Annotated in this window: 14 protein-coding genes; 10 read left to right on the forward strand and 4 right to left on the reverse strand. The window is 46.0% G+C overall.

Annotated elements, in window-relative coordinates; genetic code table 11:
* Positions 1-43: 43 nt before the first annotated feature.
* A complete protein-coding gene (gene rsmH / locus DOZ58_RS02220; RefSeq protein WP_111886805.1) occupies positions 44-1,093 on the reverse strand; it encodes a 16S rRNA (cytosine(1402)-N(4))-methyltransferase RsmH in 1,050 nt (349 codons plus the stop codon).
* Positions 1,094-1,416: 323 nt separating this feature from the next.
* Here rsmH and DOZ58_RS02225 point away from each other — a divergent pair, with 323 nt between their 5' ends.
* Positions 1,417-1,848 (forward strand): molybdenum cofactor biosynthesis protein MoaE, encoded by a 432-nt coding sequence (locus DOZ58_RS02225; RefSeq protein ID WP_111886806.1) that lies wholly within the window; start codon positions 1,417-1,419, stop codon positions 1,846-1,848.
* A gap of 125 nt (positions 1,849-1,973) precedes the next feature.
* Here DOZ58_RS02225 and putP read toward each other — a convergent pair whose 3' ends face one another.
* Complete coding sequence (putP, locus tag DOZ58_RS02230; protein WP_111886807.1) at positions 1,974-3,533, reverse strand: sodium/proline symporter PutP; 1,560 nt, start codon at positions 3,531-3,533, stop codon at positions 1,974-1,976.
* 308 nt (positions 3,534-3,841) lie between these two features.
* Entirely contained in the window at positions 3,842-5,176 is a 1,335-nt protein-coding gene (locus tag DOZ58_RS02235; RefSeq protein ID WP_111886808.1) for a GDSL-type esterase/lipase family protein, read from the reverse strand.
* Positions 5,177-5,533: 357 nt separating this feature from the next.
* Between DOZ58_RS02235 and DOZ58_RS02240 the strand changes: the two genes are divergently transcribed.
* On the forward strand, positions 5,534-6,169 hold the full coding sequence (locus tag DOZ58_RS02240; RefSeq protein ID WP_162624387.1) for a nucleoside triphosphate pyrophosphatase: 636 nt from the start codon (positions 5,534-5,536) through the stop codon (positions 6,167-6,169).
* A 68-nt stretch (positions 6,170-6,237) separates the two neighbouring features.
* Here DOZ58_RS02240 and DOZ58_RS02245 read toward each other — a convergent pair whose 3' ends face one another.
* On the reverse strand, positions 6,238-6,720 hold the full coding sequence (locus tag DOZ58_RS02245) for a dCMP deaminase family protein (RefSeq protein WP_111886810.1): 483 nt from the start codon (positions 6,718-6,720) through the stop codon (positions 6,238-6,240).
* A 58-nt stretch (positions 6,721-6,778) separates the two neighbouring features.
* Here DOZ58_RS02245 and DOZ58_RS02250 point away from each other — a divergent pair, with 58 nt between their 5' ends.
* The 8 genes from DOZ58_RS02250 (at position 6,779) to DOZ58_RS02285 (ending at position 17,651) form a co-directional block, all read left to right on the forward strand.
* Positions 6,779-7,369 carry a VanZ family protein gene (locus DOZ58_RS02250; RefSeq protein ID WP_242988579.1) on the forward strand — a complete coding sequence of 197 codons (591 nt, stop codon included), beginning with the start codon at positions 6,779-6,781 and terminating at the stop codon, positions 7,367-7,369.
* Positions 7,370-7,437: 68 nt separating this feature from the next.
* Complete coding sequence (locus DOZ58_RS02255) at positions 7,438-8,313, forward strand: nitroreductase family protein (protein ID WP_111886811.1); 876 nt, start codon at positions 7,438-7,440, stop codon at positions 8,311-8,313.
* A 256-nt stretch (positions 8,314-8,569) separates the two neighbouring features.
* Positions 8,570-10,759 (forward strand): DNA helicase RecQ, encoded by a 2,190-nt coding sequence (gene recQ / locus DOZ58_RS02260; protein WP_111886812.1) that lies wholly within the window; start codon positions 8,570-8,572, stop codon positions 10,757-10,759.
* Between the two features lie 15 nt (positions 10,760-10,774).
* Positions 10,775-11,548 carry a TraX family protein gene (locus DOZ58_RS02265; protein WP_111886813.1) on the forward strand — a complete coding sequence of 258 codons (774 nt, stop codon included), beginning with the start codon at positions 10,775-10,777 and terminating at the stop codon, positions 11,546-11,548.
* Between the two features lie 95 nt (positions 11,549-11,643).
* A complete protein-coding gene (locus tag DOZ58_RS02270; RefSeq protein ID WP_111886814.1) occupies positions 11,644-12,675 on the forward strand; it encodes a helix-turn-helix domain-containing protein in 1,032 nt (343 codons plus the stop codon).
* 66 nt (positions 12,676-12,741) lie between these two features.
* Positions 12,742-13,971 (forward strand): FAD-dependent oxidoreductase, encoded by a 1,230-nt coding sequence (locus DOZ58_RS02275; protein ID WP_111886815.1) that lies wholly within the window; start codon positions 12,742-12,744, stop codon positions 13,969-13,971.
* Positions 13,972-14,179: 208 nt separating this feature from the next.
* A complete protein-coding gene (gene hypB, locus DOZ58_RS02280) occupies positions 14,180-14,863 on the forward strand; it encodes a hydrogenase nickel incorporation protein HypB (protein WP_111886816.1) in 684 nt (227 codons plus the stop codon).
* 13 nt (positions 14,864-14,876) lie between these two features.
* Positions 14,877-17,651, forward strand: a complete 2,775-nt coding sequence (locus DOZ58_RS02285) for an FAD-dependent oxidoreductase (RefSeq protein WP_111886817.1) — start codon at positions 14,877-14,879, stop codon at positions 17,649-17,651.
* Positions 17,652-17,886 lie beyond the last annotated feature (235 nt).

Below are 17,886 nucleotides of genomic sequence, written 5' to 3' on the forward strand. Positions count from 1 at the left end.
TTATGCAGAAAATTACTAGGATTCGACATAGCAGGGCACAAAATCAGGCTTTGATGGTCCAGCGCAATTTTGCTGATCGGGCCCGGCCATTGGCATGGCATTCTTCGGCGGAAGGCCTAAGCGGACCGGGAGCCACCTCACGATAGATGCCTTCTCGAAAAAAACGCTGAAACGATTTTTTAACCAGTCGGTCTTCGCCGGAATGAAAAGACAGGATGGCAACCCGGCCGCCGGGGGCAAGCACATCAGGCAGTTTTTCCAGAAATTCATATAACACTTCATACTCGTCATTGACATCAATCCGCAAGGCCTGAAAGCACCGTTGACAGGTTTTTTTCATGGCTTCCTTACTATTGCTGCCGGGAATATTTTTAAGGGCTTCTTTGATCGTTTCCTGGAGCTGGGTTGTGGTTGCCAGGTCAATGCCCTTATTCCTTTTGGCGATGATGGCGGTGGCGACAGCGGCTGCATTGGGTTCGTCAGCGTTTTCAACGAACATACCTTCCAACTCATCCAGGGAAATGGTTTTTAGCCGCTTCGCCGCAGAGATACCTTTTTCGGGATTAAGTCGTAAATCCAATGGCCCTTCAAACTTAAAAGAAAAGCCCCGTTCGGGATTATCAATCTGCATTGAAGATACCCCCAAATCTGCCAGAACAAAATCCAGGGGTCCAGATTCCCGGGCAATCTCATCGATTTGCGAAAAGTTGAGATGCCGGATGGTCAGAATTTCCGGCCCATAACCATTATCTTCGAGACGCTTTTGCGTCCGGGGCAGTTCGATGGCATCCACATCAGTGGCGTACAGGTGACCCTGACCTTCAAGACATTGCAGCATGGCTTTGGTGTGGCCACCAAACCCCAGGGTGGCATCCAATCCGATTTGTCCGGGTTTAATCGCCAGAAAGTCGAGGATTTCATTGACGCAAATAGAGCGGTGCATTCCGGCTGGGGTGCTGCCTTTTTGCATTACCTTTTCCACCGTATCCGCATATTTCTCGGGCTGTAGTTCCTTATACTTATCTTTATATGCCTTGGGGTGGGTACCTTTGTAGCGTGGACGTCGTTGATGCTTCGGTTCCTGATTATCCATTGAATAACCTCTGTAATTCAGATTCGGTGATCGTTGAAATTGATGGTAAAGCTGATTGAATATAAAATGAAGTGCTCATGCTTTTATCCGCCTTTTTATAGTTTTGTGAGTCTTATGATACCAAAAACGATTTGTAAAAGCAAATCAGGTACGCGCCGACGAACAAGTTCTTTGAAATTCTGGTTTGATGTGGTAAAGTAGATTAGCGGGATTCCATGATTTCATGGATCGGTTCTAACGGTTAGCAGCAAAAATAATGATGCCATGATGATAACAGCTCAGACTGTTAAAGATCCACAAAGAAAAATAAGGAGTAGATGTAAATGAGTAATAAAAATACAAAAAAGACAGCACCATCGATTGATGCATGGTTAAAAGAAGCTAAAAATGATCCGGAGGCCTTACAGGAGGGCATGTATCTGGTTCATAACGGCACCGTCCGTCAAACACCCAAAGCCAAGGTACGACAAGGGCTCGATGACGGCTCGCTGGTCACCGGCATGGAATTTTTTTATGATGCTAAAAAGGTGGAAGCGGCTATTGCTAAAACAAAAAAAATGGACGGCATCTTTCATGCCCGGGTCTGGCTAAACGAAGGTCAGCTGGAGCTGGGTGATGATATTATGTTTGTCCTCATTGGCGGTGACATCCGCCCCCACGTAATTGATGCCCTGCAGTATCTGGTGGAAACCATAAAAACCACCTGTGTCACCGAGATTGAGCAGAAGTCAGTCGACGCTAAGCAACAGGCTTGAGATCTTCAAGCAAGCTATTAAATTTTACATGTTTTGTCGCATAATATTATTTTGTGACAAAACTACAAAAAAATAAAAGCCAGCTTTTTAGCTGGCTTTTATTTTTGCCTATTAATTTTGTAATACTAAATTGAAGCAGCCTTGACTTGTTCAAATTCATCTTGAATTTCCTGAGAGGGTTCTTTGGTCATCAGGGAAACGGCTACGATAAAGGCACAGGATACCAGGAAGGCTGGCAAGAGTTCGTAAATCCCGAAAACGCCGCCTAATGGCTTGATGAAAAGTCGCCAGATAAAGACCATGCCGCCGCCGGCGAGCATTCCGGCAATGGCACCTTCTCGATTAATTCGTTTCCAAAATAGTGAGAAGATCATCAATGGCCCGAAGGTGGCACCAAAACCAGCCCAGGCAAAAGATACGATATTAAAGATAACACTGGTTTCATCAAGGGCAAGAAGAACCCCAATGATTGAAATCGCAATCAGGGTGATATGCGAAACCCGCATGATTTCTTTATCGGTAGCGTCTTTTTTGAGGATACCCTCATAAATATTCTTTGAAAAAGCCGATGCGGCAATGAGCAGATAGGAATCCGAAGAACTCATGGTCGCAGCGAGTATCCCGGCCATTACAAATCCAGCGATCAAAGGTGGCAGTAGATTAGTTGACATCACAATAAAAATGCTTTCTGCGCCGCTTGGGGTCAGCAGTTCCGTTGGGAATAAAACCCGACCGATTAGACCAATGAAGACGGCAGCAAACAGCGAAATAGCACACCAGGTGGTGGCAATGCGTCGGGCCTTGGGAATTTCGGCAGCATCCCGAATGGCGATAAACCGCAGCAATACCTGGGGAACACCGAAATAGCCAAGACCCCACGACATGGTGGAGATGATTGTCAAAAAGGTGTAAGGCAAGGCTGCACCAAAGACCGGGTTACCAGCTAATACCTGTTGTGTACCGTCGACCACCGTTGGATTGGCAATACCGAAGAAATCAAAGAAACCGGGAATGCGCTGGATATTTTCCATCACGTCACCAAATCCCCCGGCCGCCATAACGCCAAGTATCAAAACGAGAGAGAGTGCAATAATCATGATAACACCCTGCATAAAGTCAGAAACACTTTCAGCCAGGAAGCCACCCAATAAGGTATATAGAATAACAAAACATGCACCCGCAATCATCACAACCTGGTATTGAATGCCAAACAGTGAAGTAAACAACTTGCCTACGGTCACAAAGCAACTGGCTGCATAAACGGTAAAGAAAACCAGAATAAACACGGAAGCAATCAGCATGATGACTTTTTTACTTTCTTTAAAGCGATTACTGAAATACTCTGGAATAGTAATGGCATCACCTGCGATCGCGGAATAGTTCCGTAGTCGTTTAGCGGTAATCTTCCAGTTCAGATAAGTTCCTAAAGCGAGACCTAGAGCGGTCCAGAAAGCATCGCTTATGCCACACCAGTACGCTACACCGGGTAATCCCATCAAAAGCCAACCGCTCATGTCGGATGCTTCTGCACTCATTGCCGCCACCCAGGGACCCAGGGAACGGCCGCCGATAAAATAATTGTCACTGCTGGCGTTGGCGATTTTTAAAAAATAGATGCCGATACCAAGTATCGCCACGATGTAAATGATCATGGCGATCAGTATTTGAATGTTATCAGTACTCATTCTTTTCCTCCTAAATTAAATTCAATGTATTATAGCATAGAATGAATAAGGATACAAAGAAATGGAAGAAAAAATACCCGCTACAGAGCCTCCAAAGCCATTTAGGTAAGTTTATCTCAACGATAAAGCAAGCGGCTCAAAGTGTTTGAAGCAAGCATCGTTGCCGTCATTTGTTAATTACAGTTTATCTGCTGAGTGTTTTGGACAAGATTTGAACAGATAAAATGCGCTGGACGTTAACTCGTTTAACGTCCAGCGCATTTATCTTTAGATTGATATTAAGTTCAGATTAATGGCGACGGCTCAGGCTAGTTGATAAACCCGGCATTTAGATGGTACTGGTAAATCAACTCATGGCCGGCGGTGGTAGGGTGGGGATCTAAGCTACCGATGTACCAGTTGAAATTAACCAGTGCTTCACTGCCCTGATAGGTGGCAAAGGCGGTGTAGACATCAGCAACCTTATAACCGGCACCAGGGGTCATAATGGTACGATTAATCGTCTGAATCGATGGCTCGAAAATGGCGTAGAGCGGATCTTGGGTATTGATGGGATCGTACAGGGTTGCTACAACAATATCAGCCTGAGGTGCCAGGGTTTTGATGGTGGCAATGATCTGTGGCCAATCGGTGACAAACTGTGTAACACTGGCTGTCACGCTTGTCTGGATTGTTGGTAGCGTTGCCGTAATGATATCCTCGGCACCGGGTTGGGCTAAAGCGGCTGCCAGCTCAGCCGGGAAGGTGGCCGAGGTGGGATCCAAAGAGAAAGCTGCAGCCAGACTGGCGATAACTGGAGCAAGAATATTGTTACCGCCGACACTGACAGTAACGACCTTAGCCTTGCTCAGAGCTGCCATGGTTGTCGGATCGTTTGAAAGCTGATTAAGGAGCTGACTGGACGTATAACCCGGGACGCCCAGGTTGACTAAAGATAAGTCTTCATTTCCACTCATTCCTTTTAAGTCGTTATAGAAAAGATTAACATAACCGGAACCGGGGGTTGCGCTCATTCCATAGGCGATGGAATCGCCCAGGGCAGTATAGGTTTCTGTTTTGACTATTTTTATCTGGATTGATTCCAGACGCAGCCCTTCGCTAGTGGTTCCCAGCTCGGCTCCGTTTTTGACCCAGCCCCAGTCGTTATCAACTATGGGAATATTGCCTTTATTTTGAACGTGGCCGCGGTAATAAACCTCGTAACCATCAAGACCGGTCAAATTAATTTTGATGGCTTCGATGCGCAGGCCTTCGCCAGTGGTTCCGGCAAAATCACCGTTTTCCACCGTATCCATCCAACCTTTATTCTGGACATGAACCGCATAGCTGATTCCCGCACCGGAAGGTACATCGCCTGTGAGTTCAATCCTGAGCCCTTCCAGCCGGAGCCCCTCACTTTGGCTTCCCAGCTCGCCGGGACCGCTAACGAAGTTGCCAACCGGTAGGGGAACATCACCTTTATTCTGGATGTGCCCCCGATATTGAACACCAATATCTCCAGTGGCTCTTGTATCAATGGTGTTATCGGTCTTAGTTTTTTCGGAATCAACAGCGGCAAAAACGCCGGTTGAAAAAATCATGGACAGCATCAGTAAAAGAATCAAAAGACGGCCGGTGATCGATCTAAGAATACTTTTTTTCATTTTGTTTCCTTTCTCTGGTTCGATTTGGGTGGTGGTTGAAAGTACGCATCTGTGATCCGCCCCAAAGAACAAAAAATAAGGCTTGTTTTTAAATGATCTCTGAGACAGGTACCTATAATAAAATTATAATACTAGTTGCTGGCTTGTCAACACTTTTTGACCAGTGAGCGAAAAATGATTCAGGCATAATGGCTGTTTGTAAGTGGGCTATCGATTTGGATAGATCATCATTTTTAGTGGTACGGGCACTAAAACGATAATTCGGGCTTCAGTTTAAAATTTATCTCCAAAATCTTTCATTTGTTTCGATAAAATGATACAATATTACTATCTTTTTTGAATAAACGGAGGTATACCTTGCAACCTAAAATAATTCTTGCCAGCAAGTCTCCCCGCCGACAGGAGCTGTTTAAGCTGGTAGTAAAAAGCCATGGCATCAAAGATTTTATCATCCAGGCCGCAGAAATCGATGAAAAACGGATTGAGACAGAAATTCTGGCAAACAGTGACGAGGATTTTCAGGACGCGGTAAAAATACTTGTTGAAGAGCTGGCGGCAAGGAAAGCCCGAGTTGTGCAAAAGATCAATCCTCGGGCATTGGTAGTGGGAGCGGACACGATTGTGGTGATCGATGAACAGATCCTCGGGAAACCGGCGGATGAAATGGATGCTTATAACATGATTAAACGGCTGGCTGGAAACACCCATCAGGTTTTTACTGGTGTCAGCATCCGCTATCGGGATCTCGAAGAGCGGTTTGTCGTGAATTCTACGATTAAGTTTTATGAATGGGATCATCAGATGCAGCGGGAGGTGGCTGATTATGTGGCCTCCGGCAAGGCCATGGACAAAGCCGGGGCCTATGGCATCCAGGAAGAGGCCGGCCTCTGGGTTAAGTGGATTAAAGGAGACTATAATAATATTGTGGGATTGCCGATTGCCAAACTCAACAAACGGTTCGGCAAAATGCTTGCGCAGATCGCCAACCAGTAAAAGCTAGGCCATCTGCGGCTCATCGAAAAAAGCATCTCTTTGGTATTAGAGGAAGATAAATATTTTCATTAATACAACGATAACTCACGATAAAAGGCCGGATTTAGAAATTCTTTTAAGGTGATGTCAGCCATACTAAACAGGCGTCGGGAAACCTGGGTGGCATCCGCATCCGGATATTTATCTTCAAGATAAATCACTTTTATAATCCCGGCTTGAATAATCGCTTTGGCGCACTCGTTGCAGGGAAAACAGGTGACATATAAAATGGAATCAGCCAGTGATCGCCCGTCTGAGTTTAAGATGGCATTTAATTCGGCATGACACACATAGGCATATTTGGTGTCCTGGAAGGTTCCTTCCCGCTCCCAGGGCAGGGCATCATCGCTGCAGCCTTTAGGCATGCCGTTATAGCCGGTGGACAGAATAATATTGTCTTTATTGACAATGCAGGCACCCACCTGAGTATTGGGATCTTTGCTGCGTCGGGCCGATAACAGGGCAATCCCCATAAAATATTCTTCCCAGGTAATATAATCATGTCGTTTCATCGCATTCTCCAGTTTTTTTCTTTAGTTTACCATAATTGCTTAAAAAAGTGGAGCTGTCTTGAATAATATTATTGGGTTTACACTGTCGTTTGTTTATGAGAAAAACTGGATGATTAACAGCGCTCAAGTTGCTATTAAAAGCTACGAAAACAGAAGGGGATTCGGCCAGGTCAGAAAAAAAGGTGAAGAAGTGGATAGAAAGCGAATAATACTTATATTAACCTGGATATGCACCCTGATTTGGATGGGAATTATCTTTTATCTTTCCAGTCAGCCAGCGACCCAGTCGGCTCATCTCAGCACTGGGGTGAAGAATGGATTATTATCTTTTCTGAAGCCTTTTGCACCGGATATCGAGAACATGGAAATCTTTGGTCTGGATTTTTATATCCGTAAAAATGCCCATTTTATCGCCTATTTTATTTTGGGTTCCCTGACGATTTCTTCGCTCTTTCAAAGCGAAGTCAAAAAACCGGTTAATCTGGCTCTAATCATTTGCGTCTTTTTTGCTGTGTCAGACGAATTCCATCAATTGTTTGTACCGGGCCGCTCCGGTCAATTTCAGGATGTGCTTATCGATGGTGCTGGCGCAATTCTCGGGGTTTTACTCACTACCATTGTCATTAGAAGGATTTCCAGACGGTTTTAGGGATAATTATGATTAATCTTCACTAAGTGGGGTATAAAGTAAACAGATAATGCGAGGAGGTCTAACTTATGAAATTTAGAGAATTTATGGTGAATAGTCACTCAACCAGAGAATTTGTGGATATTGGTGTGGTAGAACAGGATATGAAAGAAATAAAAACATATCTTGATGAAGTAAATAGTACTGTTGGTAAGGAAAAGGGATTCTCCCTGATCCTGATAGAAAACGGTGCCGTTGTTTATCAGAACCTGGAAGGCTCTGGGGGGTATGGCGGGGTGATGATTAAAGGACCCCATTATATCGGTTTGCGACTGGACAAAGCTGACCATGAGATTGAAATTTTTGGCGCTTTTTATATGCAGTCGGTGGTAAAAAAGATTTATGATCTGGGCCTGGGCAGTTGCTGGATCACCTTAAGTGAAATAAGCCAGGCTCAAGAAGAAAAATTACTGGGGGGACAAAAAGGTATTGTTGAGCATCTGTTAGTTTTTGGAAAACCAGTAAAAAAAGAAAGCAGTACAGATAAACATACAACCGTTATTAGTTGTGACACTAAATATGAACAGAATCCCTACGGGATCACCATGATTACCACTAACGATGAATCGCGACTATCAGTGGTAGACACTGTTTTTCTTCAAAATTGGGGAAATGTAGCACCATTTTCAGAGATGGAAAAAAGAGGGGTTCTAGATTTGCTTTACTACGTCAGGAATTCGCCCTCATTCCAAAATATTCAGCCCTGCCGGCTGATTCTGAAAGATGGTTACGCTGAACTGGCGGTGGTTAATCCAGAACGGGAAGAGAATTATACCGATGCCGGGATTATGCTATTTACCCTTGAAGGACTAGCAAAAGAACTGAGTTTTCCATCAAACTGGCATTTTATCCAGGACGATTCGGGCAGCACTGAGTATCGGCGGGTTGCTCATTTTGATTTGTAAGACTTAGACGCATTGAAAAGTAACGATAACGAGTAAATTTAAAAGGGCTTTGCCATCGGAAACGATGTGTAAAGGCCCTTTTTTAAATGGATATTGGCGATCAGCATTGGGACAATAAAATGAATGAACAAGATTTTTAAAGTGAGTCACTTTCCTTGTCAGGGGCGTTATTTTAACTTATAATAAAGGATATGACAAAAATCAAGGTTCCCACGGAACCGTCTAATCGGAGACAAGGATTCACAGGAGGTTCATCGTGACACTAAAAAAAAACCTGAGTCAATATTTTGGCTACGATACATTTAAAGAAGGGCAGGAAAAAATCATTACAGCCGCCATAAATGGTCAGGATGTGCTGGGGATCATGCCCACCGGTGGGGGAAAATCCCTTTGCTATCAGCTTCCGGCGATTCAGATGCCAGGCATTACGCTGGTGATTTCACCGCTGATTTCATTGATGAAGGATCAAGTCGATGCCCTGGGCGAAATGGGAATCGCTTCCACCTTTTTAAACAGCAGTCTGGATGATGCTACCTATCAAAAAAGGCTTAAAGGGATCCGGACCAATCAGTACAAACTTCTTTATATCGCCCCGGAACGGCTTTGTGCACCGGCCTTTGTGGAGTTGGTCCGGGAGCTTGACGTTTCCATGATCGCGGTGGATGAAGCCCATTGTATCAGTCAGTGGGGCCATGATTTTCGCCCCCATTACCGCGAGATTCCCGCTTTTATCCGGAATATCTCGCCCCGGCCGGTGGTAGCGGCCTATACCGCCACCGCCACAGTCAAGGTTATTCAGGAAATCAGGGAATTGCTGGCGCTTAAAGATCCGGTGGAATCGATCATCGGATTTGATCGGCCCAATCTGCTTTATCAGGTGGTTAAAACCGGCGATAAGCTTGGTTACGTCAAAAATACCATCACCGAGACATTCCCGGATCAGTCCGGTATTATTTATTGCGCCACCCGAAAAACCGTGGAAAGCGTTACTGCCAAGCTTAAAGGCCTTGGGTATTTAGCAGGAGCCTATCATGGCGGGATGAATTCTGAGACTCGGGAGCAGAATCAGCAGGATTTCATTAATGACCGTCTTCACATCATGGTAGCCACGAATGCCTTTGGCATGGGAATCAATAAGCCGGATGTCCGTTTTATTATCCATTACAATATGCCCCAGAATATGGAAGCCTATTATCAGGAAGCCGGTCGTGGTGGCCGGGATGGCGAACCCAGCCACTGCACTATTCTTTATTCGCCTGCGGATATTGTTAAACAGAAACAGCTGATCCAATTAAATCAGACCTCTCCGGAACGGGAAACCTTACTATTTGAAAATCTCCAGTATCTGGTCGATTATTGCCACACCAATGATTGCCTTCGAAAAAGCATCCTTCAGTATTTTGGGGAATCCGCCGACTACAAGCGTTGCGGCAATTGCGGCAATTGTCTCGATCAGTCGGAAATGGTGGATATCACTCTGGACGCCCAGAAGATTCTTTCCTGTATTTATCGGATGAAAAACCGCTTTGGCCTGAATATGGTGATTGCGGTGCTCCGGGGTTCAAAAAATAAAAAGGTGCTGGAGTTAGGTTTTGATCAGCTCTCAACCTATGGAATTCTTAAGGAGCAGAGTGCCGAAAGCCTCCGGGAGATCATCATGACCCTGGTAGCCAAGGGCTATATCATGGTCACTGCCGATGAGTATCCGGTTCTCAAGCTGACCCCGGCCGCCAGCGGGATTTTAAAGGGCAACGAAACAGTGTTCCATAAAAAACACTTGCTCAATATCAAGGCTGCCAATAAAAAATACTCGGGTAAAGCCAAACCGCCGGTGGATTGCGATGAAGCCTTGTTTGAAGAACTGCGAACCCTGAGACGCAGCATTGCCCAGGAAAAGGGATTGCCACCTTATGTGATTTTCCCCGATGCGACCTTAAAGGAAATGGCAGCCTACTTTCCCCGTTCAGAAGCCGAATTTCTGCAAATCAATGGGGTCGGCCAGGCCCGCTATAATCATTATGGGGCAGTCTTTATCGAAGCGATTAAGAGCTTTTCCGAAAATCACCCGATCACGATCAGACCCCGGCCGATCGCGACGGATGACCCGGAACCCAGGGTTTCCAGGCAGCAAAGTAGAGAAAAAGAAGCGAAAGTGCCCTCATGGGAACTCAGCTACGAGTTATTTACAGATGGCATGACCATTGCTGATATCGCCAGGCAGCGTGAATTAACCGAAAACACGGTGCTTGGTCATTTAATCCGCTGCGACCAGGAAGGAAAAGCGATTGACTGGCGTGATTTTGTGGATACCGAAAAAGAAGTGGCAATCATCAATGCGATTGGAACCGTTGGTCTGGAAGCACTGCGACCCATCAAGGAAGCCTTGCCGGAGAGTTGCTCCTATAGTGATATAAAAATTGTCATTCATAAAAATAGTTTACAGTAGATTGGAGAAAGACAGATGAACTCGACAACTTTAAAAGTAATCGCCCTGATTTTGATGTTACTGGACCATGTGGGGCAGTTTATTCCGGGTGCACCGCTGTGGCTGCACTGGGTGGGCCGGATTTCGGCCCCAGTGTTTATGTTTTGTATGGCCTGGGGTTTTTACTACACCCATGACCGCAAAAAGTATCTCTTAAGGATGTATTTCTTCGGCCTGGGAATGGGCCTGATAGATGTCATTTGCAACAATATTGTCGCAGACCCTTACGCTATGATATCCAACAATATTTTTGTAACGCTGTTTTTGGTGGCGGTAATTGTCTGGCTCATCGAAATCAGAAAAACCGATAAGCCCAAAGGCAACAAATACCTCGCCCTGTTCGCGGTCTATCAGATTCTGACAACAATCCTCTGTATTCTGGCCGGCCAAGTACTTCCCCTCACCGGCATGATGAGCTTTGTGGGGGCCATCACCGGCAATCTGATTTTTAACGAGGGTAGTTTTATCTTTGTTTTTCTGGGCGTGTTGATTTACTTTAATCGAACCGACAAAAAACGGCTGATCCTGGCTTATGGGCTTTACTGCCTGGGTTTTCTTGCTCTGGAATGGGCCATGAATCCGCAACCGACAGCCCTTCTTTACACGAATTATCAATGGATGATGATCGGTTCCCTACCGCTGATGCTTTCTTATAATGGTGAAAAGGGACGGGGCATGAAATATCTGTTTTATGTTTTTTATCCGCTGCACATCGTGGTATTATTTTTTATCGGCAATCTATTTTTTTAAGATCGGTGTTCTAAAACTGATCATTACTAGAAAGAATCAATAAGGTAATAAATCTAGGGAAATGTTGTCGCAATGATTAGAAAGGACGATCGCACATGCTAAAAGCTATTAAAGAGCAGGAAACAATCAAACGCCGCCATGAGATTTTGCTGTGCGGTCAGGAGCAGGGAGTCAGTGCGGCTTGTAAAAAATATAAAATCTCCCGAACCCTTTACTACCGTTGGCTCAAACGGTTTGATGAAAAGGGTCTGGCCGGCTTGAAGGATCAGGTCCGACATTATGTCCCGCCCAATAAATCCGATCTGGCGATGGAGCTGGCGGTGCTTGATGCAATCGTTTCCTTTCCGGACTACGGCCCCCAGAGTATCGCCTGGCTGCTTGAAGATCGGGACCTGATCATCAGTAGCAGCGGGGTTTATAATATTATGTGCCGTCACGATCTTAACCAGAAACAGGCCAGAAAAAATTATAGCCGGAAAATAAGAGCCGAGCAACATCAATTTGTCGGCCCTGAAATAAAAATCTGGTCGGATCGGGCCCCGGAACCGGAGCATCTGACGGTGGGAGAATGCTGGATGGCCTGGACGGTGACACGCGGTTATCAACCGGGGATGGGCAATCTTTATCAGTATGCGGTGGTGGACTTAATCAGTGGCATGGCATTTTCCCGACTTTATACGAAAAAAAATTCTGACTGTGCTCTGGACCTGCTGCTGGGGGTGGCCGTTCCCATGGGTAATGAGCTGCTGATGCAACCGCGGTGGATTATGACCCCCCATCAAGCGGAGTATACCACCGGAAGAATTCACAGCCGCCATCTGTACACCAGAAATCTCCGGGAAATGAACATCAAACAGGTGATTTGGGAAGAAAAAAATAATTTATATTCAAAAACAGTTCAGGTATTCAATCAGAAAAGTGGGGATTATCTGGAAGCAGCGTTGGAATCGACTCGTTCCTTCGAAGAAATCAAGGATGATTTTCAGCAATTTATTCGCAATTATAATTTTGACATGTCTCTGGGTTATGGTAAAAACTGCCAGAAAACGCCCCTCGAAATTGTTGTCGAGGCGAAGGGAACAGGGGTGACCCTGCCACTATGGTCTTATGTCAATCGAAAATACTAGCGGTTAATAAAAGCAACTAGAATTTTGGAAGCGTCAGAAAAAACAATTTGCCAGGAGGGGAGAACGATGAAAAAGCGGATAGCGGTGGTAGGCGGTGGTTACAGCGGTTTGGTTCTGGCTTATTTTCTTGAAAAAGCTGGTTATACGGTGACGGTTTTTGAACAGGAAGAACGGGCCGGAGGCCATTGCTACACAGTTTTTCATAAAAAAGAGTTTTGTGAGCTGGGAGTGGTGCTGGGAACCTCAGAAGCACTGATGAAATTCCTGCGACAGTTGGGTGTTAAGGCGGAATACAAGTATTTTCATCGGAATTTTTTGGGGCCGGATGGTGAAAAACTGGCTCAAATTAATCCCCATGAAATCGCTGGCTTTCAGGAACAGCTAAAACGATTGCCGAAAATTCTGGCCCCCTATCAAGCCGCTTTAAATGCTCAGGGCTGGGAAAACGTTCCCGATGCGTTGACCCAATCCTTTGAATCCTGGTGTATCGAAAACAAGTTACAAACGTTGATCCGGGTTTATGCACCCCATCTGGTTGCCTTTGGTTTTGGGAAGTCCAGCGAGATTCCGGCCATCTATGCCTTAAAGTATCTGGATCTGCTGACCCTGTCTTCGATGATTGAGGCCCGAAAGCTGATTGCCTTTACCAACGGGGCCACTGAGATCATTACAAAATTAGCGCAAAAGCTGGAAGATCTCCGCTTGAATACCCCAGTCACTGGCATTGCTCCCGCAGAGTATCACCGTGTGACCATTGAAACTCCCGTCGGCAATGAGGAATTTGATGCGGCGGTGATCACGGTGCCACTGAATCGACAAGTGATTAAGTTCCCGGACCATGCCAGCTTAATGGAATCCTATCAAAGAAAACACTACAATGTGCTGGCTTATGTGGCCCGGGAAAACTACCGGATAACCAGTTATTTCAGTCATAATTTTGATAAAGACGGGCAACTCATGCTTTTGTTTAGCAGCAAGCCGGATAAGCCGGGACCGCTTCTGACGGCCTATGCAGCCGGAGACCTGCCAATTAAAGAGTTAAAGGCCCTTATTGATGCCGATATGAAACAGGCCGGCTATAAGGCTGAGCGGCTGTTTGCCTACAAACAGTGGCAAACCTTTCCCCATGTCACCGGGACGGAAATAAAAAATGGTTTTTACGATCAGGTGAACACCCGCCAGGGCCAGGATGGCATTTATTTTTCAGGAAGTCTGACTTGTTTTCCCACCCTTGATAAACTGACCCAATACCTCAATGATTTTGCCAACCGTTATTTTTCTCCCGATCAATTATAAATTTATTTTGGCTTGCTGTTTACAGGTTTGTGACAGTTGCTGGATTTTACTTCAAACACATCCCGATAAGTTGTTAACACCAAGTTAAAACAACTGACGGGATGTGTTTTTATGCGCTGTTAAAATGTTGTCAAAGTTATTCGCATGGCTTATAATCAAGCTAATGAAGAAACTGCAAACAATTACATAAGCGGAAAGCGAGAAAAAGATGGAAGTTTATAAGGTACTGGAAATCAAAAAAAGCGTTTATGAAAATAACGACCGGGAAGCTGATCAGCTTCGTCAGGAATTAAAAAAGGAGCAGACCTTTCTGCTGAATCTGATGTCGTCGCCGGGTTCGGGAAAAACAACAACCCTGTTGCGAACCATTGAAGCTCTAAAGGAAGAATTGAGCATTGCCATTCTGGAAGCCGATATTGACTCAGATGTGGATGCTCACACCGTGGCGAAAACGGGAACCAGGGTGATTCAGCTCCATACCGGGGGGATGTGCCATCTGGATGCCAGCATGACCCGCCAGGGTCTGGAGGGGATTGGTACCAGAGAGACCGATCTGGTAGTGCTGGAAAATGTCGGCAATCTGGTTTGTCCAGCCGAGTTTGATACCGGTGCTTCTAAGAATGCGATGATTCTGAGTGTCCCGGAAGGGGATGATAAACCGCTGAAATATCCGCTGATGTTTTCACTGGTGGATGTGCTGCTGATTAATAAAATCGATGTACAGGAGCATTTCGATTTTGATCTGGATATTCTGCGGGAGCGGGTTAAGAAGATCAACCCCAACCTGGTCGTCATTCCGATATCCGCCAAAACCGGAGAAGGTATTGACGAATGGGCAAACTGGCTACGCAATCAAGTTAATAACTGGAATCAGCCAGAATTATTGAGTTAAAGAGGAGATCAAGATGAACAAAAAAACAGAACCGACAAATTTTAGTAAGTCGACACGCTTTAATTTTGCCTTAACCTGGGCGGATGTCAATGACCGACCCTATCGTCAGGAAATTGTTGATCTGGCCAATAAAATCGGTCGTACCAAAGCAGGAACCAGTCGGGAAGTCATCCCCTTCGGTCCGGAGTACTATGCTCTGGAGCCGATTCTTGACGCGTACCAGGCCAAAATTGCCATGTACCTTGAATTTCGAAAAAAACTGAGTGCTGAAGCGGTAGCCAAAGCAGCGGGGGAACCGCTCGATCTGGTCACCGACGCCCTTTCGTACATTGCCTGGGCCGGGGTTGCGTTTGTCAATACGGTCGATGGGATAGATCTATATTGGCAGGATATTTTTGTCCCTGGCCATCTGGAAATGATCAATAATAACAAAGAATTAGTCGCCAAACATCCGGAAGTCGCTGAAGCGTTTTATTATTTTGGCGGCAAAAAAGGACCTATGGCCGCTGGGATCATGCCGATTGGCAGCGGTCCGATGCGGGTTTTGCCGATCGAACGGTCGATTGATGGAAATTCCCAAAAAGTGACCTATGAAGAAGTATCGCATCATTTAAATGAAGCCAGCATTTTTTCGGTATCGGATTGCTCCTGCCGAACCTCCCGCGAATCCATGGGTGAAGGTTGTGGCCACTTAAAAGAGGATATGTGCATTCAACTGGGCCATGCTGCTGAGTATTATATCAAAACCGGTCGCGGTCGGGAAATCACCAGAGCAGAAGCCTTCGAGCTTATTAAAAAGGCGGAAGACAATGGCCTGATGCACTCAATCCCCAATCTGGATACTCCAGGTCACACCCATGCCATCTGCAACTGTTGTGGTTGTGGTTGCTATGCCATGCGGTTGGCCAACGAATACTTGAACACTGACATCGTCCGGTCGAATTATAAATCGGTAGTCGATGAAAGCAAATGTGTCGCCTGCGGTGAATGTGTCGATGTCTGTCCGACCAATGCCATCAGACTCGGCCAGAAGCTATGTTCCAAAACGCCCATTGACGAAACGGTAACCAAGGTGACCCCCCGTAATACCGAATGGCTGGAAGATAAGTGGAACAGCGATTACCGCATCAACCGCAAAAATGCCCTGGATTCAGGAACGGCCCCCTGCATCACCAAATGTCCAGCCCATATCCCGGTTCAGGGCTACATCAAACTGGCCTCTCAGGGACGCTATACCGAGGCCCTGGAGCTGATCAAGAAACATAATCCGCTACCAGCGGTGTGCGGCCGGATCTGTCCGCGATTATGCGAAGAAGACTGTACCCGGGGGGATATTGACGAGGCGGTGGCGGTTGATGATATCAAAAAATTTATTGCCCAAAAGGATCTGGAAATGGCATCTCGTTTCATGCCGGTCAAACGACATGATTACAGTGACAAAAAAATTGCCATCATCGGCTCGGGACCGTCAGGACTAACCTGTGCTTATGATCTGGCCATTGACGGATATGATGTCACAGTTTTTGAAAAGGAAAGTCGCCTTGGGGGGATGCTGTCCCTAGGGATTCCTTCCTATCGGTTGGAGAAAGACGTTTTAGCAGCAGAAATTGATGTGATTCGCGAGATGGGGGTCAAGTTTGTAACCGGTGTGGAAATAGGTCAGGATATTTCCTTCCAGGACCTGCGAAACTCAGGCTTTAAGGCTTTTTATGTAGCCATCGGGGCTCAAGCGGGACGAACCCTTGGCCTTGACGGCGAAAATGCCGAGGGTGTTTTTAGTGGCGTGGATTTTCTGCGCCGCACAAACCTGGCCCAAGAAACCAACGTCAAAGGCAAGGTCGTGGTTATCGGCGGCGGAAATGTGGCCATTGATGTGGCCCGTAGCTCAGTTCGACTAAAAAATGTCGCCCAGACCGATTTATATTGTCTGGAAGCCCGGGATCATATGCCTGCTCATACCGAGGAAGTGGCCGAGGCACTGAGTGAGGAAATCGGCATTCATAACGGCTGGGGACCGACTCGGGTTGTCACAGAAAGTGGTAAGGTTACCGGGGTTGAGTTTAAGCGTTGCCTGTCAACCTTTGATGCCGCTGGTCGTTTCAATCCTCAATTTGAAGAAGCGGATCGGATGATTGTGCCCTGTGACAATGTGATCCTGTCAGTGGGACAAACCTATGCTTATGGCGATTTGTTTGCCGACGAAGCGGTGTTATTAACCAGTCGCAACACCGTAGCGGTCGATCCGGTCACGCTACAGTCTTCTAAAAATGACATCTTTTCAGGAGGCGATGTTGCCAGCGGACCTAAGCTGGCCATTGATGCCATTGCCGCCGGTAAAGAAGCCGCCGTTTCGATTCATCGTTTTGTCCAGAAAGGTCAATCATTGGTTTTTGGTCGCGATAATCATGCCTATACCATGCTTGATAAGGACAATCTGGATGAGCGAATCGATTATGATGGCACCGAGCGACAAAGGATTTCGCATGTTGATGGAAAGGTTTCAAGAACAACTTTTAAAGATTTAAGAGGGGTGTTAACCGAAGCGCAAATCCAGAAAGAAACGGCCCGATGCTTAAGCTGCGGGGCTAGCAAGGTGGATGCGTATTTATGTGTCGGATGCGGTGCCTGTACCCTTAAATGCAAATTTGAGGCCATTCAACTGGAACGGGTTTATGATGAGATGGGTTATGAAATCGACGACTTGCAAAAAGCAGTTCTTAAAAAAGCGATTGGTCGAAAAGCAAAAATTGCACTCAATAAGGTCAATCCATTTTCGGAAACCCGATAAATAAAACTAGCGGAGTGTTTCGCTATCGTACCGACCAATTGTTAATCTGTTGTTCGCTGCGCCATGCGAAATCCGCTACGCTTCTTTCGCATAGGTCGCGGGCAGTCGCCAACTATAAACAAGCTTATGATCGGCTCGTTGCCTTCGCGCAGAATCGGACAGGTTGATCAACCTGTCTGCTCCGATGCGGACAACATGATGCAACAATTGTCGGTACTAAGTTTGTAGTTTAACT

Source organism: Acetobacterium sp. KB-1, from assembly GCF_003260995.1.
Lineage (GTDB): Bacteria > Bacillota > Clostridia > Eubacteriales > Eubacteriaceae > Acetobacterium > Acetobacterium carbinolicum.